The organism is Burkholderia sp. S-53 (assembly GCF_025560745.1).
Lineage (GTDB): Bacteria > Pseudomonadota > Gammaproteobacteria > Burkholderiales > Burkholderiaceae > Burkholderia > Burkholderia pyrrocinia.
The window spans coordinates 177,635-191,953 of sequence record NZ_CP090484.1 but is presented as its reverse complement, the minus strand read 5'-3'; the positions used below and the strand labels follow the sequence as shown (position 1 = coordinate 191,953).

Here is a 14,319-nt window from a genome sequence, read left to right as displayed (position 1 = left end):
CCTTTTCTTGAAAGCATTCGTCACGATGTCCTCTCATCCACGCCGACGGCGCGCGGGTCATGCCCGGCGCACCGGCCGGCTTCCCCGGCACGCAAGCGCCATGCCGCCGATGCCGCGCAGGCACGGCGCTTGCGCCTGCATCGATGACCAAGGAGGTTCGACCATGTCCGTTCACGCCCCCGGCCGCCGCGACACCGTGTCGCCGGCTGCCGGACCGCTCCAGTTCGCCACGTCCCGCCCGCCAACCGACGACAAGACGGAGGAGCGCATCGACGAAGGGCTCGATGAGTCGTTCCCGGCCAGCGACCCGCCCGCCGTCGGCGGTGCGACGCGTATCGACCCTGCCAAGCCGTCCGGCAAGCACGAACGCCGCGCGCCGCACGTTCCTTCCCCGCCCCGCGATCACGGCTGACGGCGGCACCCGGCGCGCGATGTGCGGCGGCGCATCCGCGGGCCGGCGAAATCGGGAGCGGCTCCCGATCGGCAAGGCCGCGCATTCCGCTGGCCGCATCAGGCGACCTTGAACTGCCCGACCGTGGTCGCCAGTGCGTTCGCCTGCGACTGCAGCGCGGTTGCGGCGGCGGTCGACTGTTCGACGAGCGCCGCGTTCTGCTGCACCATTTCATCGAGCTGCGTGACCGCGCGATTCACCTCCTGGATGCCGCGCGTCTGCTCGTTCGCCGCGTGCGTGATCTCGGAGATGATCGTCGTCACGTTCGACACGTTGGACACGATCTCGCGCATCGTGTCGCCGGCCTGGCGCACCTGCCCGGATCCGGCCGACACGCTCGCGACCGTCGATTCGACCAGCACCTTCACTTCGCGCGCGGCCTGCGCGCTGCGTTGCGCAAGGCTGCGCACTTCCTGCGCGACGACCGCGAAGCCGCGGCCCTGCTCGCCCGCACGCGCCGCTTCGACAGCCGCATTCAGCGCGAGAATGTTGGTCTGGAACGCGATCCCGTCGATCACGCCGATGATGTCGCCGATCCGGCCCGATGCTTCCTCGATCTTCCCCATCGTCGCGACGACGTCCGACACGACCACGCCCCCGTGCGACGCGATCCGCGACGCGGCTGCCGCGCGTTCGTCGGCCTGGCCGGCGGCCGCTGCCGACTGGCCGACGGTGGCCGTGATCTCTTCCATCGATGCGGCCGTTTCCTCGAGGCTCGCCGCCGCCGATTCGGTGCGCGACGACAGGTCCTGGTTGCCCGCCGCGATCTCGTTCGCGGCCGTGCGCACCGATTCGCTCGCGTCGCGGATCTGGCGCATCACGTCGTTCAGCTTGTCGACGAAGCTGTTGAACGAGCGCGCGATGTCGGCGACTTCGTCGCGGCCGTCGGCCGGCAGGCGCTGCGTCAGGTCGCCGGTGCCCGAGCCGATCGCGGCCATCGCCTGGCGTACCTGCGACAGGCGCCGGAACGCGGTCGCGGTGATCGCGCCGATGATTAGCGACGCGACGCCGACGATCACGACCAGCGTGATCAGCGACGCGGTCAGCAGCGAGCGCATCCCGGCCGTCGCCTCGGTCTTGTCGAGCAGCACCAGCGCGTACCAGTCGGTGCCCGGCACGGGCCGCGCGCGCGCCAGCTTCGCGTCGCCGCCGACGCTGACCTCGACGGGCGCGGTCGCGGCCGCGACCGACGCGGCGCTCATCGCGCCGAGCTCGGGCGACACGTCGGCGACCGGCTTCAGCGTGAGCTTCGGGTCCGGGTGCGCGACGACGTGGCCGCTGCTGTCGATCAACATCCCGAAGCTCGCGGGTGTCGGGCGGATCGATTTCACGTTCGCGATCACGCTGTCCATCGCGACGTCCGCCGCGACGACGCCCTTCAGCGCGCCGTCGCGCACGATCGGCACCGCGAACGTGACGACCAGGTTGCCGGTGCCGGCGTCGACGTAAGGCGGCGTGACGACCGGCTTGCCGGCCTGCGCGGCCTGCTTGTACCACGGGCGGCCGGTCGGATCGTAGTCGGGCGGGATGCCGGTCGGGTCGGAGAAGCGGAACGCCTTGTCGGCGTAACCCGCGTAGACGTTCGTGAAGCCGCCGGCCGCGGCCATCTGCTTGAACACCGGCAGCGGATCGGGCGCCAGCGCGGCATCCTGCAGCGACGCGATCATCCGGCTCCGGGTAGCAACCCAATCGGCGATCCCGACCACGTGGCCGCTCGCGACGGAGGTCAGGTTGCGATCGATCGCGTCGTCGTTGTACGAGTGCGCGATGAAGTAGTTGATCAGCGTCGTGGCGATGAGCGCGAATACGACAATGGCGACGCATGCGGCAAGGATGCGGGCGCGGATGGACGAGAGCATGGCAACGACTCGGTAAGGGAGCGCGAACGCCCGGTGGACGAATTCACCGGGTAAACGGCAATCGCGCCGCTTACTTGAGGCCGTTGTGACAATTCAGTGAAATGTAAGGCGGAAGGCGCCGCCGGATGTCGGCGGATCGTCAGGACTGCCGCACTCGCCCGGCGCCCGCAAGCAGGTTGCCGGGCGCCGCGACGGGCGGTTGACGCCCGCGGTGTCCGTCGCGGCGAACGCCCGTCATAACCGATGGCTCGGGCGCGGGTCGGATTCCGCGGGCGGCGCGCCGGCCCGCGTATCGCTGTCGAGATCGTCCTGCTGGCGCATCCGTTCGCGCAGATGCCGGATCGCGAACACGTGGATGTAGTCGTGCACGCGCGCGCCGGACGACAGCGCGCGCACTTCGTCGTCGAGCATCGCGCGCAACTGATCCGCGCCGATCGCACGCTGTTCGGCGGCTTCCTTGAGTGAATCGAGCAAATTGTCCTTGGACATCGACGAACTCCTGACGGTCGAGGAACGAAAAGAAGACGGTACTGGAAGCTTAAAGACTGGACGGCTGCGCGGCGTACGATGCGCCGGAGCATATTTGCGCGCGATCAACGGCACGTTGCGTGCCGCCGTGCCGGTCCGTCTCCGGATCGGCCGCGCCCGGTTCGCGGCGCAAACTGCCCGCGAACGAGACTGGAAGCCCTGCCACGCCACCCCGGGGCGCGGCACCGGCAGACGGGCGGGTGGTGGAACGCCGCGCGACGCCGATGCTGTGGCGAACTTAGACCGGCCGAAATCATGCGTCAAGCGACGTCCGCCGCACCCCATCCATTCGTCGGAACGAACGCGCCGGATCACCGTCGATTCCACCGTACCCGCCGATCGGCCGTCGCGCGTGTCAGCGGATTCCGATACGTGCGCGCAATGCCTGACAGCGACTTCAGCGCGCGCTGCTTGGCAGCGCGTTTTCGCCACCCGATACTGATTGCATGGACGAAGCGTTCATACCGGGTCATCGCCCAGCCGGCCGTCGAGCCGGCATGCGGGGGCCGGAGCGGGAGACCAACCATGAAACATCGCAACTTCCCGGCCCGGGACGGCCAGCGGCACGCGTCGGGCAACACGCGTGCCCTGCCCGCCCGGGCCGTGTCGGCGGGCAACCGCCCGTCCGACGACATCGACACCTTGCTCGCGCTCGCACGCGAAGCCGGGTTGCTCGTCACGCTCGACGGGCAGATCGGCCGCGAAAAATACCAGAGCGTCGCGGGGTCGGTACTCGCGCTGCAACGGTTCGCCGCGGCCCTCTGCGCGCGGGCCGCCCCGGATACTCCCGCCGTCTCCGAGCCACGCCGCAAGGCGCGTCCCGGCTGGCCGCACGCGAACCGGCTGCGCAGTCGCACGTCCGCCGCGCGCGGGCCGATGCGTGTCGCGCGTCAACGTCCGCGCGTACGCCGCGGCGCCGGCCGCCGGCACGACCTGCGGTCGATTCTTCGCACCTTCTGAACGCGCACGCAGCCGGCACGGCACGGGGCCGTGCGATGGCTGCGCGCGACAGAAACGTCTGCAGCGCGTGCAGTGGTGGCGCGTGTATCGCGCGACGCCACGCATGCCGCGACCATCGCCGATCCACATAGGCGCGACCACGCGCGATTGCGGACCATTGCGGGACCTCGCACGCCGTTCCACACGGCAGCATTCACGACGATTCCTGCGGGGAAAAGAAATCCGACGGGGCCAGCAACGCGGAAAGCGGACGGGGTGACTCGCACCCCGCCCGTCTCCAAGGCAGCCGTCGGCTGCCTACCCTCGTGCCAGAGAGTTCCCGGCGGATGACGCGCCATGCGCGGCGTGGCGCGGCTCCTGAAAATGATGTGGCGACGACGCTTGCGCGGTTGTCATCGCGCATGCGCGACAGACCGGCAGCGTCGCCGGATGTTCCGTGAATGTCTCACGCGATGCGCATGCCGTTTCTGATGCAGGTCAACCCAAGCCCGCTTCGTGCGCGACATCGCGCCATTCACGCAGCGCCACGCACGAGCAAGACAGGCACTTGCGCGAGGTGCGCAACGCGGCGCGCGACGCTGCCGATCAACCACGCGGCAATGCCGCGCCGGCCATGCGTGCCGACCACCAGCAGTTCCGCACGCCAGTGCACGGCGTCGCGCATCAGCGCATGCGCCACATCGTCGCTGGTCGGACGCGTTTCGACGACACCGCGCTTGGTCGGGTTGCCGGTCGCCTGGAACAGCGGGCCGATCTTCTCAAGCGCATCCTCGCCCTCCGCGCGGTACGCATCCTCGAGCGCGCGCACCGGCACGATATCCGTCAGGCGAATCGCGCGATCGATCACGTACGCCGCATACAGCAACGTCGTCGGCGCCGCGAAGCCGAGCCCGACGCGCACCGCGTGCAGCGACGGTTCGCTGCCGTCGACCGCGAACATCAGACGTTGCAGCGTGCCGTCCGACGGACGCGCATAGCCGGCCGGCACGATCAGCAGCGCGCACCTCGCGCGCGTCGTCAGCGTGTCCGAGATCGCGCCTTCGACGAGCCGCAGCAGCCCGTGATGCGGATTCGCGCCGACCACGAGCACGTCCGCGCGCCATTCCGACGTGTCGTTCACCAGCGCATCGGCGACCGTGCCGCCGGTCACCGACGTATCGACGATGGCCTGCTCGACGTCGATGCCGCTGTCGGCGAACAGCGCCGCGATCCGCGCGTTGATGGCTTGCGCTTCGCGCATCATGTCCTCGCGCGCGGACGTCAGCAGCGCGTCGATACGCGGGATGTCGGGCAGGACGAGGCGCGGGTTGTCGATTGCGCAGACGATGCGCAACCGCATGCCGGCATGCAGCAGCGTGCGCGCATAGCGCGCGGCGGACAGCGATTCGGGTGTCGGATCGACGGCCAGCACGATCCGGGCGAGCGGCGGGATGGACTGGGCAGGCTGCATGGCGAAGGTCTCCGTGCATGCGCGTCGCCGCGGAACGACGGCGGGAGCTTCGCGCGGAAGCGGCGCGCGGCGGCCGGACAGCCGCCGCGGTCGCTGGGATCGGCGGGTAGCCACGCGAAGCGCGGACTAGCAATGGGTTCAGCATAGGTCGTCCGGCCCGCGCCCGCATGATCGCGATCAACGATCGCGCAGCCCTGCCCGTATCGGTTACGACTTCGTCGGCACCGATGCCGCCGGACGGTTCGCGTAGAACAGCGCGTACGCGATGCCGAGCAGCACGATCCATACCGGCCCGATCACGAGCGCGACGCGCGTGTCGGGCGTGAACGCCATCAGCACGACGACCAGCGCGAGAAACCCGAGCGCGACGAACGAACCGAGCGGATAGAACGGCACGCGGATCGGCAGGCGCGCGATCCTGTCGGCCGACAGCGTGCGGCGAAAGCGCATCTGCGCGATCAGGATCACGCACCAGGTCCAGATCGCACCGAACGTCGACACCGACGTGAGCCACGTGAACACGTGCTGCGGCGCGAGATAGTTGAGCAGCACGCCGATCAGCAGCAGCGCGACCGACACGATCACGCCATACACCGGCACGCCGTTGCGGTTCACGCGGCCGAGCCGGGCCGGCGCCTGGCCCTGCTGCGCGAGGTTGTAGAGCATCCGCGCGGTGCTGAACAGGCCGCTGTTGCACGACGATAGCGCCGCGGTCAGCACGACGAAGTTGATGATGCCGGCAGCGGCCGGAATGCCGAGGCGCGAGAACGTCATCACGAACGGGCTGCCCTGCGTGCCGATCTGGTCCCACGGGTACAGCGACATGATCACGAACAGCGCGCCGATGTAGAAAATCAGCACGCGCCAGAACACCGAGTTCACGGCCTTCGTCAGCGACTTCTCCGGGTTGCGTGCCTCGCCGGCCGTGAGGCCGAGCATTTCGACGCCCAGATACGCGAACATCACGATCGGCAGCGCGGCGATCACGCCGCCGATGCCGTTCGGCATGAAGCCGCCGTGCGCCCACAGGTTCGAGATGCCGGTCGCGACACCGCCGTTGCCGATGCCGAACGCGATCATCAGCCCGCCGCCGATGATCATCAGCACGATCGTGACGATCTTGATCAGCGCGAACCAGAACTCGAATTCGCCGTACAGCTTGACCGCGATGAAGTTCACCGAGCCCATTGCCATGAGCGCCGCGAGCGCCCAGATCCAGTTCGGCACGCCGGGGAACCACATGTGCATGTAGACGCCGACCGCCGTGATTTCCGCCATGCAGGTGACGATCCACACGAACCAGTAGGTCCAGCCGGTCAGGTAGCCCGCGAGCGGGCCGAGGTAGTCGCGCGCGTAGCGGCTGAACGCGCCGGCGACCGGATTGGTGATCGCCATCTCGCCGAGTGCGCGCATGATCAGGAAGATCGCGATGCCGCCCAGCAGGTAGGTCAGCAGGATGGCGGGGCCGGCCGTGCGGATCGCGGTGGCCGAGCCGAGGAACAGGCCGACGCCGATCGTCGCGCCGAGCGCCATCAGGTTGATGTGCCGTTCTTCCAGCCCGCGGTGCAACTGGTCTTCTGGTTGTTTCAAGTCCGTCTCCTGGCAGCCGCAAACGGGCCGCCGTCATTGTCGATGTCAATGCGCGACCGTTCATGCCGATCCCGGCATGCCGAAAACGAAATAATCTCCGCCGTCGATTTCAGAATGAGAAACGACATGGATATTGCGTCAATCCGATTGGAATCGCCGCGGATTATCCGTATTGTCCGGAACAATCCGGAAAACGGATCGGGCCTTTCACGGAATACGCCCGTGCGGCCCGTACGACGCGGCTGGGCGCGTGACGGGCGACAACGGGATCAATCGCTTTCGGCGCGAACGAATGCGCGTCGAATGTGCGCGATCACGCGCACGCAATATGCAGGCGGGATTATATGAATGATCGGAGGTTTCACGCCAGCCGATTTTCGCAAAATCGGAGTGCGTGAAACCGGTGGTGGAATTCGAATGCGCGCGGCGCCGCGCGCGCATTTATTTGGACAGCGTCGCGCGCACCGTATATTCGCCTTCGAGCGCGCCGTGTTCGGGACGCACGAAATAGCGCGACGAATCGAGATCGGCCGGCAGCGGCTCGACCGGATAGCCGTGCTTCTCCCACGCATCGAGGCCGCCCTTCAGCGCCCGGATGTTGTGGATCATCTTCTTGCGCTGCATCTTCGCGATCAGCCGCTTCGCGGTTGCCTCGTTCGGGCACACGCAATAGACGACGATCGGCCGTTTCAGCATTTCCGGGTCGAGCAGGTCCGGCGAATCGAGATCGACCGGCACCGCGCCGGCGATCCGGTACGGCTCGCGCTCGCGAATCGCTTTCGGCCGCGCGTCGAAGATCAGCGGCGGCTCGTCCGACGTCATCATCTCGACGAGCTGCGGCGGCGAGATGCGCACCTGCGCGAGATAGCGGCGGAACTGCACGCGGCGCACCCAGCGGTACAGCAGGAACGTGATGAAGATCGCGAGGAACGCGTCGAGGATCGTGCCGCCGCTCGCGCGCACCCACAGCACGAACTGGACGATCTGGTCGTGAATGGCCGCGCCGCCGACGAGCCAGAACGCGGCCCACAGCGACGCGCCGGCCAGATCCCAGAACAGGAAGACGCCGACGCCGATCGCGGTCGTGCCGAGCAGCGGCGCCGACACGAGGCCGAGGCCCGGCAGGAACTTGGACAGCACGAGCAGCGGCGCGCCGTATCTTTCGAATACGTTACGCGCGAAGCGCAGCGTCGTGTCGAGCGACAGCGAAAAGCGTACGAGGCCGTTCAGCAGGCGCCGGCCGCGCGTGCGGCCCATGAAGAACCACAGCGAATCGGCGAGCATCGTCGCGCCGATCGCCGCCGCGAACATGCTGGCCCACGACGCCTGCCCCATTGCCGCCATCGTGCCGCCGAGAATCAGCATCGGCACGGCCGGCACCGGCACGCCGAGCTGCGTGATCAACACGCTCGCGAACACGGCCCACGGGCCGAGCGACGATGGAATTGCAATGGGAAAGTGCCACACGGGGGCGCTCCTGGAAGACATGCGGGCCGCGCGACGGGGGCCGTCGGACCGGCTTGTGCAACGGCCGCTGCGGCACGTCCGCAGCAGGCCTCGTGCATCACGGGCATTCTAAACGGGTTTGGCCGGGATCGCGCGGAACACACGCCGTCGGCGCGGGCTTCGGGCCGACGGTTGCACCGCTGTGACAGTTATGCGTCCGGGCGCTGCGCGAGCCGTGCGACGTGTTCCGCGTAGTCGGGAAACGCGGCAGTCAGCATGGCCGCGTCGGCCAGCTCGAATTCCGCGAACTCGAAGCCCGGTGCAACCGTGCAGCCGACCAGCGCGACGTGCTCCGGCGACGCGCAGCGCGCGCCGAACCAGCGTCCGGCCGGCACGACCGTCTGGAACACGGTGCCCGGATGCGTGAGCGGGTTGCCGAGCCGGTGGATCGTCAGCCCGTCGCGCTCGTCGAGCACCCATACCTCGAGCGGATCGCCCGCGTAGAAATGCCAGACCTCGTCGGAGCGGATCCGGTGCCACGACGAATAGGCGCCGTCGCACAGCAGGTAGTAGATCGCGGTCGAGGCGGCGCGCGGCGCGCCGTCGGCCGGGCGCACGACCGAATCGGTCGCGCGATAGGTTTCGCGGAAATAGCCGCCCTCGGGGTGCGGCTGCAGGTCGAACTGGCGGATCAGGTCGGTGGCGGAAATCGGCATGGCGGATGACGTCGGTAAGGTGAGAAACCGGCATCCGGCGTGCGGCCCGGTTCATCGCGGATGCGACCGGGTGCCGCCGGATGGCGCTGCGTCGATCGCCGCGGCCATGCACGCGGCGAGGAAGCGGACACGGTCGATGCTGCCAGAATTGCGTGTCGGGATGCAACCGCGAGGATGCAGGGGCCGTCCTGGGCGCCCTCGTCCGGACGACGCTTGCGTCGAACGCGACAGGCGAACTCGCGCGCGCCGCGCCGATCAGCGCGTCGCGCGTTCCATCAGGCGGACATGCGGCAACGACACGCGGCAGTCTCCTGCCGGCAACCGCTACCGCTCGAGCGTCAGCGCGGCACTGCGTGCATCACGCGGCCGCCGGCGCGCCCGGCTCGCTGTGCCGCACCAGCAGCACGGGCCGGTCGGCCGCGCGCAGCAGCGATTCCGCGACGCTGCCGAGCAGCAGACGGCGCAGGCCATGCCGCCCGCTCGTGCCCATCACGATCAGGTCGGCGTCGGTTTCGGCCGCCGTACGCATCAGCACCGTCGCGATGTCTTCGCCGTACGCGTCGAGCGCGCGCACGGTGCCCGGCACGTGTTGCTGCGCGAGCACCGCTTTCGCATCGTCGAGCACCGGCGTCGCGGCAGCGGTCGCGGCCGCATCGTCGTCGCGCTCGGCCGCGAAGCCCGCATCGACGTCGACGAGCTGCGGCCGATGCTCGACGACATACGCGCAGATGACCTCGCCGCCGGACGCCGCCGCGATCCGGATCGCCTCGTTCAGTGCGAGACGCGCATTCGGGCTGCCGTCGAGCCCGACGAAAATCCGCTTGTACATGGTCCGTCCCTCCGACCGGGCACGCGCCGCGCATCGCGCAACGGCGGCCCGTTATCGCAAGCCGGCCCGGTGCCGGCTTGCCTGCCGAACAGTCTGCTCCACGTGTCGACGCGCTCGTTGACGCGCGTCAAGCGCGGCCGGCGCGCCCGCTGCTCCGTGCCGTTTGCCGCATTTTCAGGTGACCCTATTACATAAAACGTGTAAAACGCGCACAATTTCATCTTGAAAATAGACGTTGCATGCAGCCGGTGCGAGTTTTGCCCGGTTTTGCCGCGCTGCCCGAGTGCTACGGGCGGCCCCGACAACAGAATGGCCATTGAATGACCGCCGGTGGAACCCCGACGCGCGACGCCCGAGGGCCCACGCGCCTCCAGACCATGTTACGCCAGCCGCTCGCGGCTGGCGTCGTTGCGCTGTTCGCCGGCGCGGTGCTGTCGCTCGGCGTCGCGCTGCTGGTGCGCGGCCAGTGGCAAAGCGCCGTCCATACGCGCTTCGAACGCCGCACAACGCACGTGACGGCGATGTTGCGCCACGAACTGCAGTCCGGCGTCGCCGTGCTCGAAAGCGCACGCGGCGCGTTCGGCCTCGTGCCGGAAATGACGCCGGAGCAATGGCGTCGTTATACGGAGGCGCTCGATCTCGACAGCGGCCGCTCGCCGATCCGGCAGCTCGGCTATGCGCCGTTGCCGCCCGCCACGCGCAGCGCCCTCGCCGGCGCGAACCCGATGCCGGCCAGCCCGCTCGCGGCCGCGACGCTCAGCGCGCCCGCATCGAACGCCCTCGTCGTGCGCTTCGCTGCGTCCGACGCCGCGCCGCTCGCGCGCGCGCTGCAGACCGGCGATATCGCACTTGGCGTCCACCCGGCCGACAACGACGCGTCCCGCGACGCGCGCACCCTCACGCTGTTCCTGCCCGTGACCGCGTCGCCGCATGCGGCCGCCACGCCGTCCGGCACGCGCGAAGCCGGCGCCGACGGCGTGCTGTTCGCGGCGCTGAGCCCGCGGCGCCTGGTCGAGCGTGCGCTCGACGCGGAACGCGGGATCGACCTGTGGATGACCACCGGCGGCGATTCGCGCAAGATCGTCAGCGTCGAAACGACGACCGACGAGGCGTCGGCTTCGCCCGACCTGATGCGGCGCACCGACGTGCTGAATTTCGGCGGCACCATGCTGACGCTCGCGTATTCCGCCGACGGCCGCCCGAGCGCAACCGGTGCGCAACGCGCGGCCGGCACCGTGCTGGCCGCCGGGCTGATCGCGTCGTTCGCGTTCGCGGCGCTCGTCCATGCGCTGGTGCGCGGCCGGTCCGGCGCGAGCAGCCGCGGCATCCTCAACGAGGCGCGGATGATGGGCATTATCCGTTCGTCGATGGAAGCGATCATCACGATCGACGAAAAGCAGACGGTCGTGATCTTCAATCCGATGGCCGAGCAGGTGTTCGGCGTCTCCGCGATGGAGGCGATCGGCGCGCCGTTGTCGCGCTTCATCCCCGAACGGTTCCGCGCCGCGCACGCGAAGCACGTCGACCAGTTCGGCGTGACGGGAGTTTCGGAGCGGCAGATGGGCCGCCAGCGCGTGCTGTTCGGGCTGCGTGCCAACGGCGAGGAATTCCCGATCGAGGCGTCGATCTCGCAGATCCGCGACGCGTCGGGCAAGCTCTATACGGTGATGCTGCGCGACATCACCGAGCGGCTGCGCGCCGAGAACGCGCTGAAGCAGTCACGCCAGGAATTGCGCGAACTGTCGGCGAACCTGCAGAACGTGCGCGAAGAGGAAAAGACGCGCATCGCGCGCGAACTGCACGACGACCTCGGCCAGCAGCTCACCGCGCTGAAGATGGACCTGTCGGTCGTCGAGCAGCAGTTGCGCGTGCCCGGCCGCGCGCAGCCGGACGAAGACATGCAGTCGCACCTGCAGGGCATGCGGCGGCTGATCGATGCGACGGTCGCATCGGTGCGGCGCATCGCGGCCGACCTGCGCCCCGTGATGCTCGACGATCTCGGCCTCGTGCCCGCGATCGAATGGCTCGCGAACGATTTCACGAACCGCTACGGGATCGATGTCGAGCGTCACATCGAAACGGGCGGCCTCACGTTCACCAGCGCGGGCGCAACCACGCTGTTCCGGATCGTCCAGGAAGCGTTGACGAACGTCGCGCGCCACGCGGATGCCACGCGCGTCGCGTTGCGGCTCGACGTCGAGGACGGCTTCTGCGTGCTGCGCGTCGCGGACAACGGCCGCGGCGCGGCGCCCGGCGGGCCGGCTCACGAGGACAAATCGTTCGGCCTGATCGGCATTCGCGAGCGCGCGCACATGCTCGGTGGTACCGTGACGATCGATACCGCGCTCGCGCGCGGTTTCTCGATTACCGTCGCGTTTCCGCTCAGTACCGTTCAACAGGAAACTCTCATCACATGATCACGGTGCTCATTGCCGACGACCATACGCTCGTGCGCGACGGTCTGCGGCACATCCTCCAGAACGCCACCGGATTCGAGGTGGCCGGCGAAGCCTGCGACGGCCCGTCGACGATCGCGCTCGTGCGCTCGACGCCCGCGCAGGTGCTCGTGCTCGACCTGTCGATGCCCGGCCGCAACGGCGTCGAACTGATCAAGCAGATCAAGGACGAAAAGCCCGCGCTGCGCGTGCTCGTGCTGACGATGCACGCGGAGCAGCAATACGCGGTGCGCGCATTTCGCGCGGGCGCGTCAGGCTATCTGACGAAGGAAAGCGCCAGCGCCGAGCTGGTCGGTGCGGTCACGAAGGTGGCGTCGGGCGGCGTCTACGTGAGCCTCGCGATGGCCGAGCAGTTCGCGCAAAGCCTGAACGAGCCGGCCGAGACGCTGCCGCACCAGCGGCTGTCCGATCGCGAATTCGACGTGTTCCGGCGGATCGCCGCCGGCCAGACGCTGACCGAGATCGCGCAGGCGCTGTGCGTGAGCGCGAAGACGGTCAGCACCTACAAGACACGGATCCTGGAAAAGATGCAGATGCCGCACGAAGCGGCGCTGGTGCGTTACGCGATGCGGCACAAGCTGCTCGACGAAACGGACGACGTGTAACGGACGACACGTAGCACCGGATGGCCGGCTTGGCCGGCCGCGCGGCATGCGGCCGGTCAATCGGTGCATGACTTTACTTGCCGGGCACCGGGCACGCGAGATCGCCCTCCTCGCAGGACAGATAGCTCTTCAGCGTTTCGGTACGCGCTTTCGTCAGATCGTCGAGGCAGGTCGACACGACCATCGGGTAGACGCTGCCGCCCTCCGCATTCGCGCTGGAGAAACCGCATTCGGCGTCGCGGTACGCGATCCACGCGCGCTGCGCGTTCACGAGTTTGTCGGCAAGCGGCCGTGCATCGCGCAGGCGCGCGGTGACGGCCTGGTAGGTCCGGTTCAGGTCCCCGTCGGACTTCTTGTACGCGCGATCGGCACATGCCGTCATCGTCGCCTGATCCGTTGCGTCCGCACAATTCGCCTGCGCATGGGCAACGTTCGCCGCCAGCGCCAGCGAGCACAGCAGACCGGTCAAGACACGCATGGATGCTCCTTGTTGTTCGTTGATGTCGTGGAAGCCGGTGCGGAGCCTGACGCCCCTGCCGCGCCTCGGCGCGCGGCGACACCGTCCGCGATGCTAGCGCACGCGCGTTCGCTTGTCAGCCGGCATCATGCTCGCGCGCCGGCTTGCATATCGTCCGCGCGCGCCTACACTGGAAAATCGATACGCCGCTTCAGGCCCGCGCTATCGCATCCATCCCGTCCCGCTTCCGCGCGTTCTTCAGCGCATTTCGCGTTCGTGCCGCCGAGCGGGCCTGACGTTCCGTCAGCCGGTTTCCTCTGCCCTGCGACCGCGCAATCGCCGTCGCTCTCTGGAGGAAATCATGAGCTATCACCTGGAAGGCCGTCTGCTCGAGGTCTGCAACTGTCGCGTACTGTGCCCGTGCTGGATCGGCGAGGATCCGGATTTCGGCGTGTGCGACACCATCGTCGCCTGGCATGTCGACAAGGGCACCGTCGACGGCGTCGACGTCGGCGGCAACACGATCGCCGCGGTGTGCCGTGTGCCGGGCAATATCCTGCAAGGCAACTGGACGGCCGCGATCTACGTCAGCGACACGGCGTCCGACGAGCAGGAGCAGGCGCTCCTCAAGGTCTACACGGGACAGGCCGGCGGCCCGATCGCCGAACTCGCGAAACTGATCGGCAAGGTCGTGTCGATCGAGCGCGCACCGATCAGGTTCGACGTCGAGGGCGCGCGCGGCACGCTGTCGATCGGCACCGACTATCACGCGGAACTCGAGCCGTACCTGGGCCCGAGCGGCGCGCAGACGACGCTGACCGACACCGTGTTCTCGACGGTGCCCGGCGCACCGGTGTTCGTCGGCAAGGCGCCCGTCTACCGGTCGAAGAATGCGGCGATCGGCATCGACGTCGATCTGAAGAATCACAACGCGCTGCAGAGCACGTTCCTGTTCGACGCGTGAATCGCGAT

14 protein-coding genes are annotated in these 14,319 nt (G+C 68.5%); 6 read left to right on the top strand and 8 right to left on the bottom strand.

Going from position 1 to position 14,319, the window contains the following annotated elements; all coding sequences use genetic code 11:
* The first annotated feature begins 163 nt into the window (after positions 1 to 163).
* A complete protein-coding gene (locus tag LXM88_RS23065; RefSeq protein WP_262544648.1) occupies positions 164 to 412 on the top strand; it encodes a hypothetical protein in 249 nt (82 codons plus the stop codon).
* Between the two features lie 98 nt (positions 413 to 510).
* On the opposite strand, the gene LXM88_RS23060 is transcribed toward LXM88_RS23065, so the two are convergent.
* Together LXM88_RS23060 and LXM88_RS23055 are read right to left on the bottom strand one after the other, a co-directional pair.
* The gene (locus LXM88_RS23060; protein ID WP_262544647.1) at positions 511 to 2,310 is read right to left on the bottom strand and encodes a methyl-accepting chemotaxis protein; all 1,800 of its coding nucleotides are present in this window, start codon (positions 2,308 to 2,310) and stop codon (positions 511 to 513) included.
* A gap of 234 nt (positions 2,311 to 2,544) precedes the next feature.
* On the bottom strand, positions 2,545 to 2,799 hold the full coding sequence (locus LXM88_RS23055; RefSeq protein WP_262544646.1) for a DUF3562 domain-containing protein: 255 nt from the start codon (positions 2,797 to 2,799) through the stop codon (positions 2,545 to 2,547).
* Between LXM88_RS23055 and LXM88_RS23050 the strand changes: the two genes are divergently transcribed.
* Entirely contained in the window at positions 2,792 to 3,280 is a 489-nt protein-coding gene (locus LXM88_RS23050) for a hypothetical protein (RefSeq protein WP_262544645.1), read from the top strand. The two genes, LXM88_RS23055 and LXM88_RS23050, sit on opposite strands and share 8 nt — an antisense overlap.
* Before the next feature lie 83 nt (positions 3,281 to 3,363).
* Complete coding sequence (locus LXM88_RS23045) at positions 3,364 to 3,798, top strand: hypothetical protein (RefSeq protein WP_262544643.1); 435 nt, start codon at positions 3,364 to 3,366, stop codon at positions 3,796 to 3,798.
* A gap of 514 nt (positions 3,799 to 4,312) precedes the next feature.
* On the opposite strand, the gene LXM88_RS23040 is transcribed toward LXM88_RS23045, so the two are convergent.
* The 5 genes from LXM88_RS23040 to LXM88_RS23020 form a co-directional block, all read right to left on the bottom strand.
* Positions 4,313 to 5,248, bottom strand: coding sequence for a universal stress protein (locus LXM88_RS23040; RefSeq protein ID WP_262544642.1), 936 nt, complete (start codon positions 5,246 to 5,248; stop codon positions 4,313 to 4,315).
* Positions 5,249 to 5,455: 207 nt separating this feature from the next.
* Complete coding sequence (locus LXM88_RS23035; protein WP_262544641.1) at positions 5,456 to 6,838, bottom strand: amino acid permease; 1,383 nt, start codon at positions 6,836 to 6,838, stop codon at positions 5,456 to 5,458.
* Positions 6,839 to 7,279: 441 nt separating this feature from the next.
* A complete protein-coding gene (locus tag LXM88_RS23030) occupies positions 7,280 to 8,305 on the bottom strand; it encodes a DedA family protein/thiosulfate sulfurtransferase GlpE (protein WP_034179555.1) in 1,026 nt (341 codons plus the stop codon).
* A 188-nt stretch (positions 8,306 to 8,493) separates the two neighbouring features.
* Complete coding sequence (locus LXM88_RS23025; protein WP_065502080.1) at positions 8,494 to 9,000, bottom strand: cupin domain-containing protein; 507 nt, start codon at positions 8,998 to 9,000, stop codon at positions 8,494 to 8,496.
* Positions 9,001 to 9,358: 358 nt separating this feature from the next.
* Positions 9,359 to 9,829 (bottom strand): universal stress protein, encoded by a 471-nt coding sequence (locus LXM88_RS23020; protein WP_262544640.1) that lies wholly within the window; start codon positions 9,827 to 9,829, stop codon positions 9,359 to 9,361.
* Positions 9,830 to 10,149: 320 nt separating this feature from the next.
* Between LXM88_RS23020 and LXM88_RS23015 the strand changes: the two genes are divergently transcribed.
* Positions 10,150 to 12,246, top strand: a complete 2,097-nt coding sequence (locus LXM88_RS23015) for a PAS domain S-box protein (protein WP_262544638.1) — start codon at positions 10,150 to 10,152, stop codon at positions 12,244 to 12,246.
* A complete protein-coding gene (locus LXM88_RS23010; protein ID WP_047903312.1) occupies positions 12,243 to 12,890 on the top strand; it encodes a response regulator in 648 nt (215 codons plus the stop codon). Before LXM88_RS23015 ends, LXM88_RS23010 begins: the two co-directional genes overlap by 4 nt.
* Positions 12,891 to 12,963: 73 nt before the next feature.
* On the opposite strand, the gene LXM88_RS23005 is transcribed toward LXM88_RS23010, so the two are convergent.
* Positions 12,964 to 13,368 (bottom strand): lysozyme inhibitor LprI family protein, encoded by a 405-nt coding sequence (locus LXM88_RS23005; RefSeq protein ID WP_262544636.1) that lies wholly within the window; start codon positions 13,366 to 13,368, stop codon positions 12,964 to 12,966.
* Positions 13,369 to 13,708: 340 nt separating this feature from the next.
* On the opposite strand from LXM88_RS23005, the gene LXM88_RS23000 reads away from it, so the two are divergent.
* A complete protein-coding gene (locus tag LXM88_RS23000; protein ID WP_262544635.1) occupies positions 13,709 to 14,311 on the top strand; it encodes a DUF1326 domain-containing protein in 603 nt (200 codons plus the stop codon).
* The last annotated feature ends 8 nt before the right edge of the window (positions 14,312 to 14,319 follow it).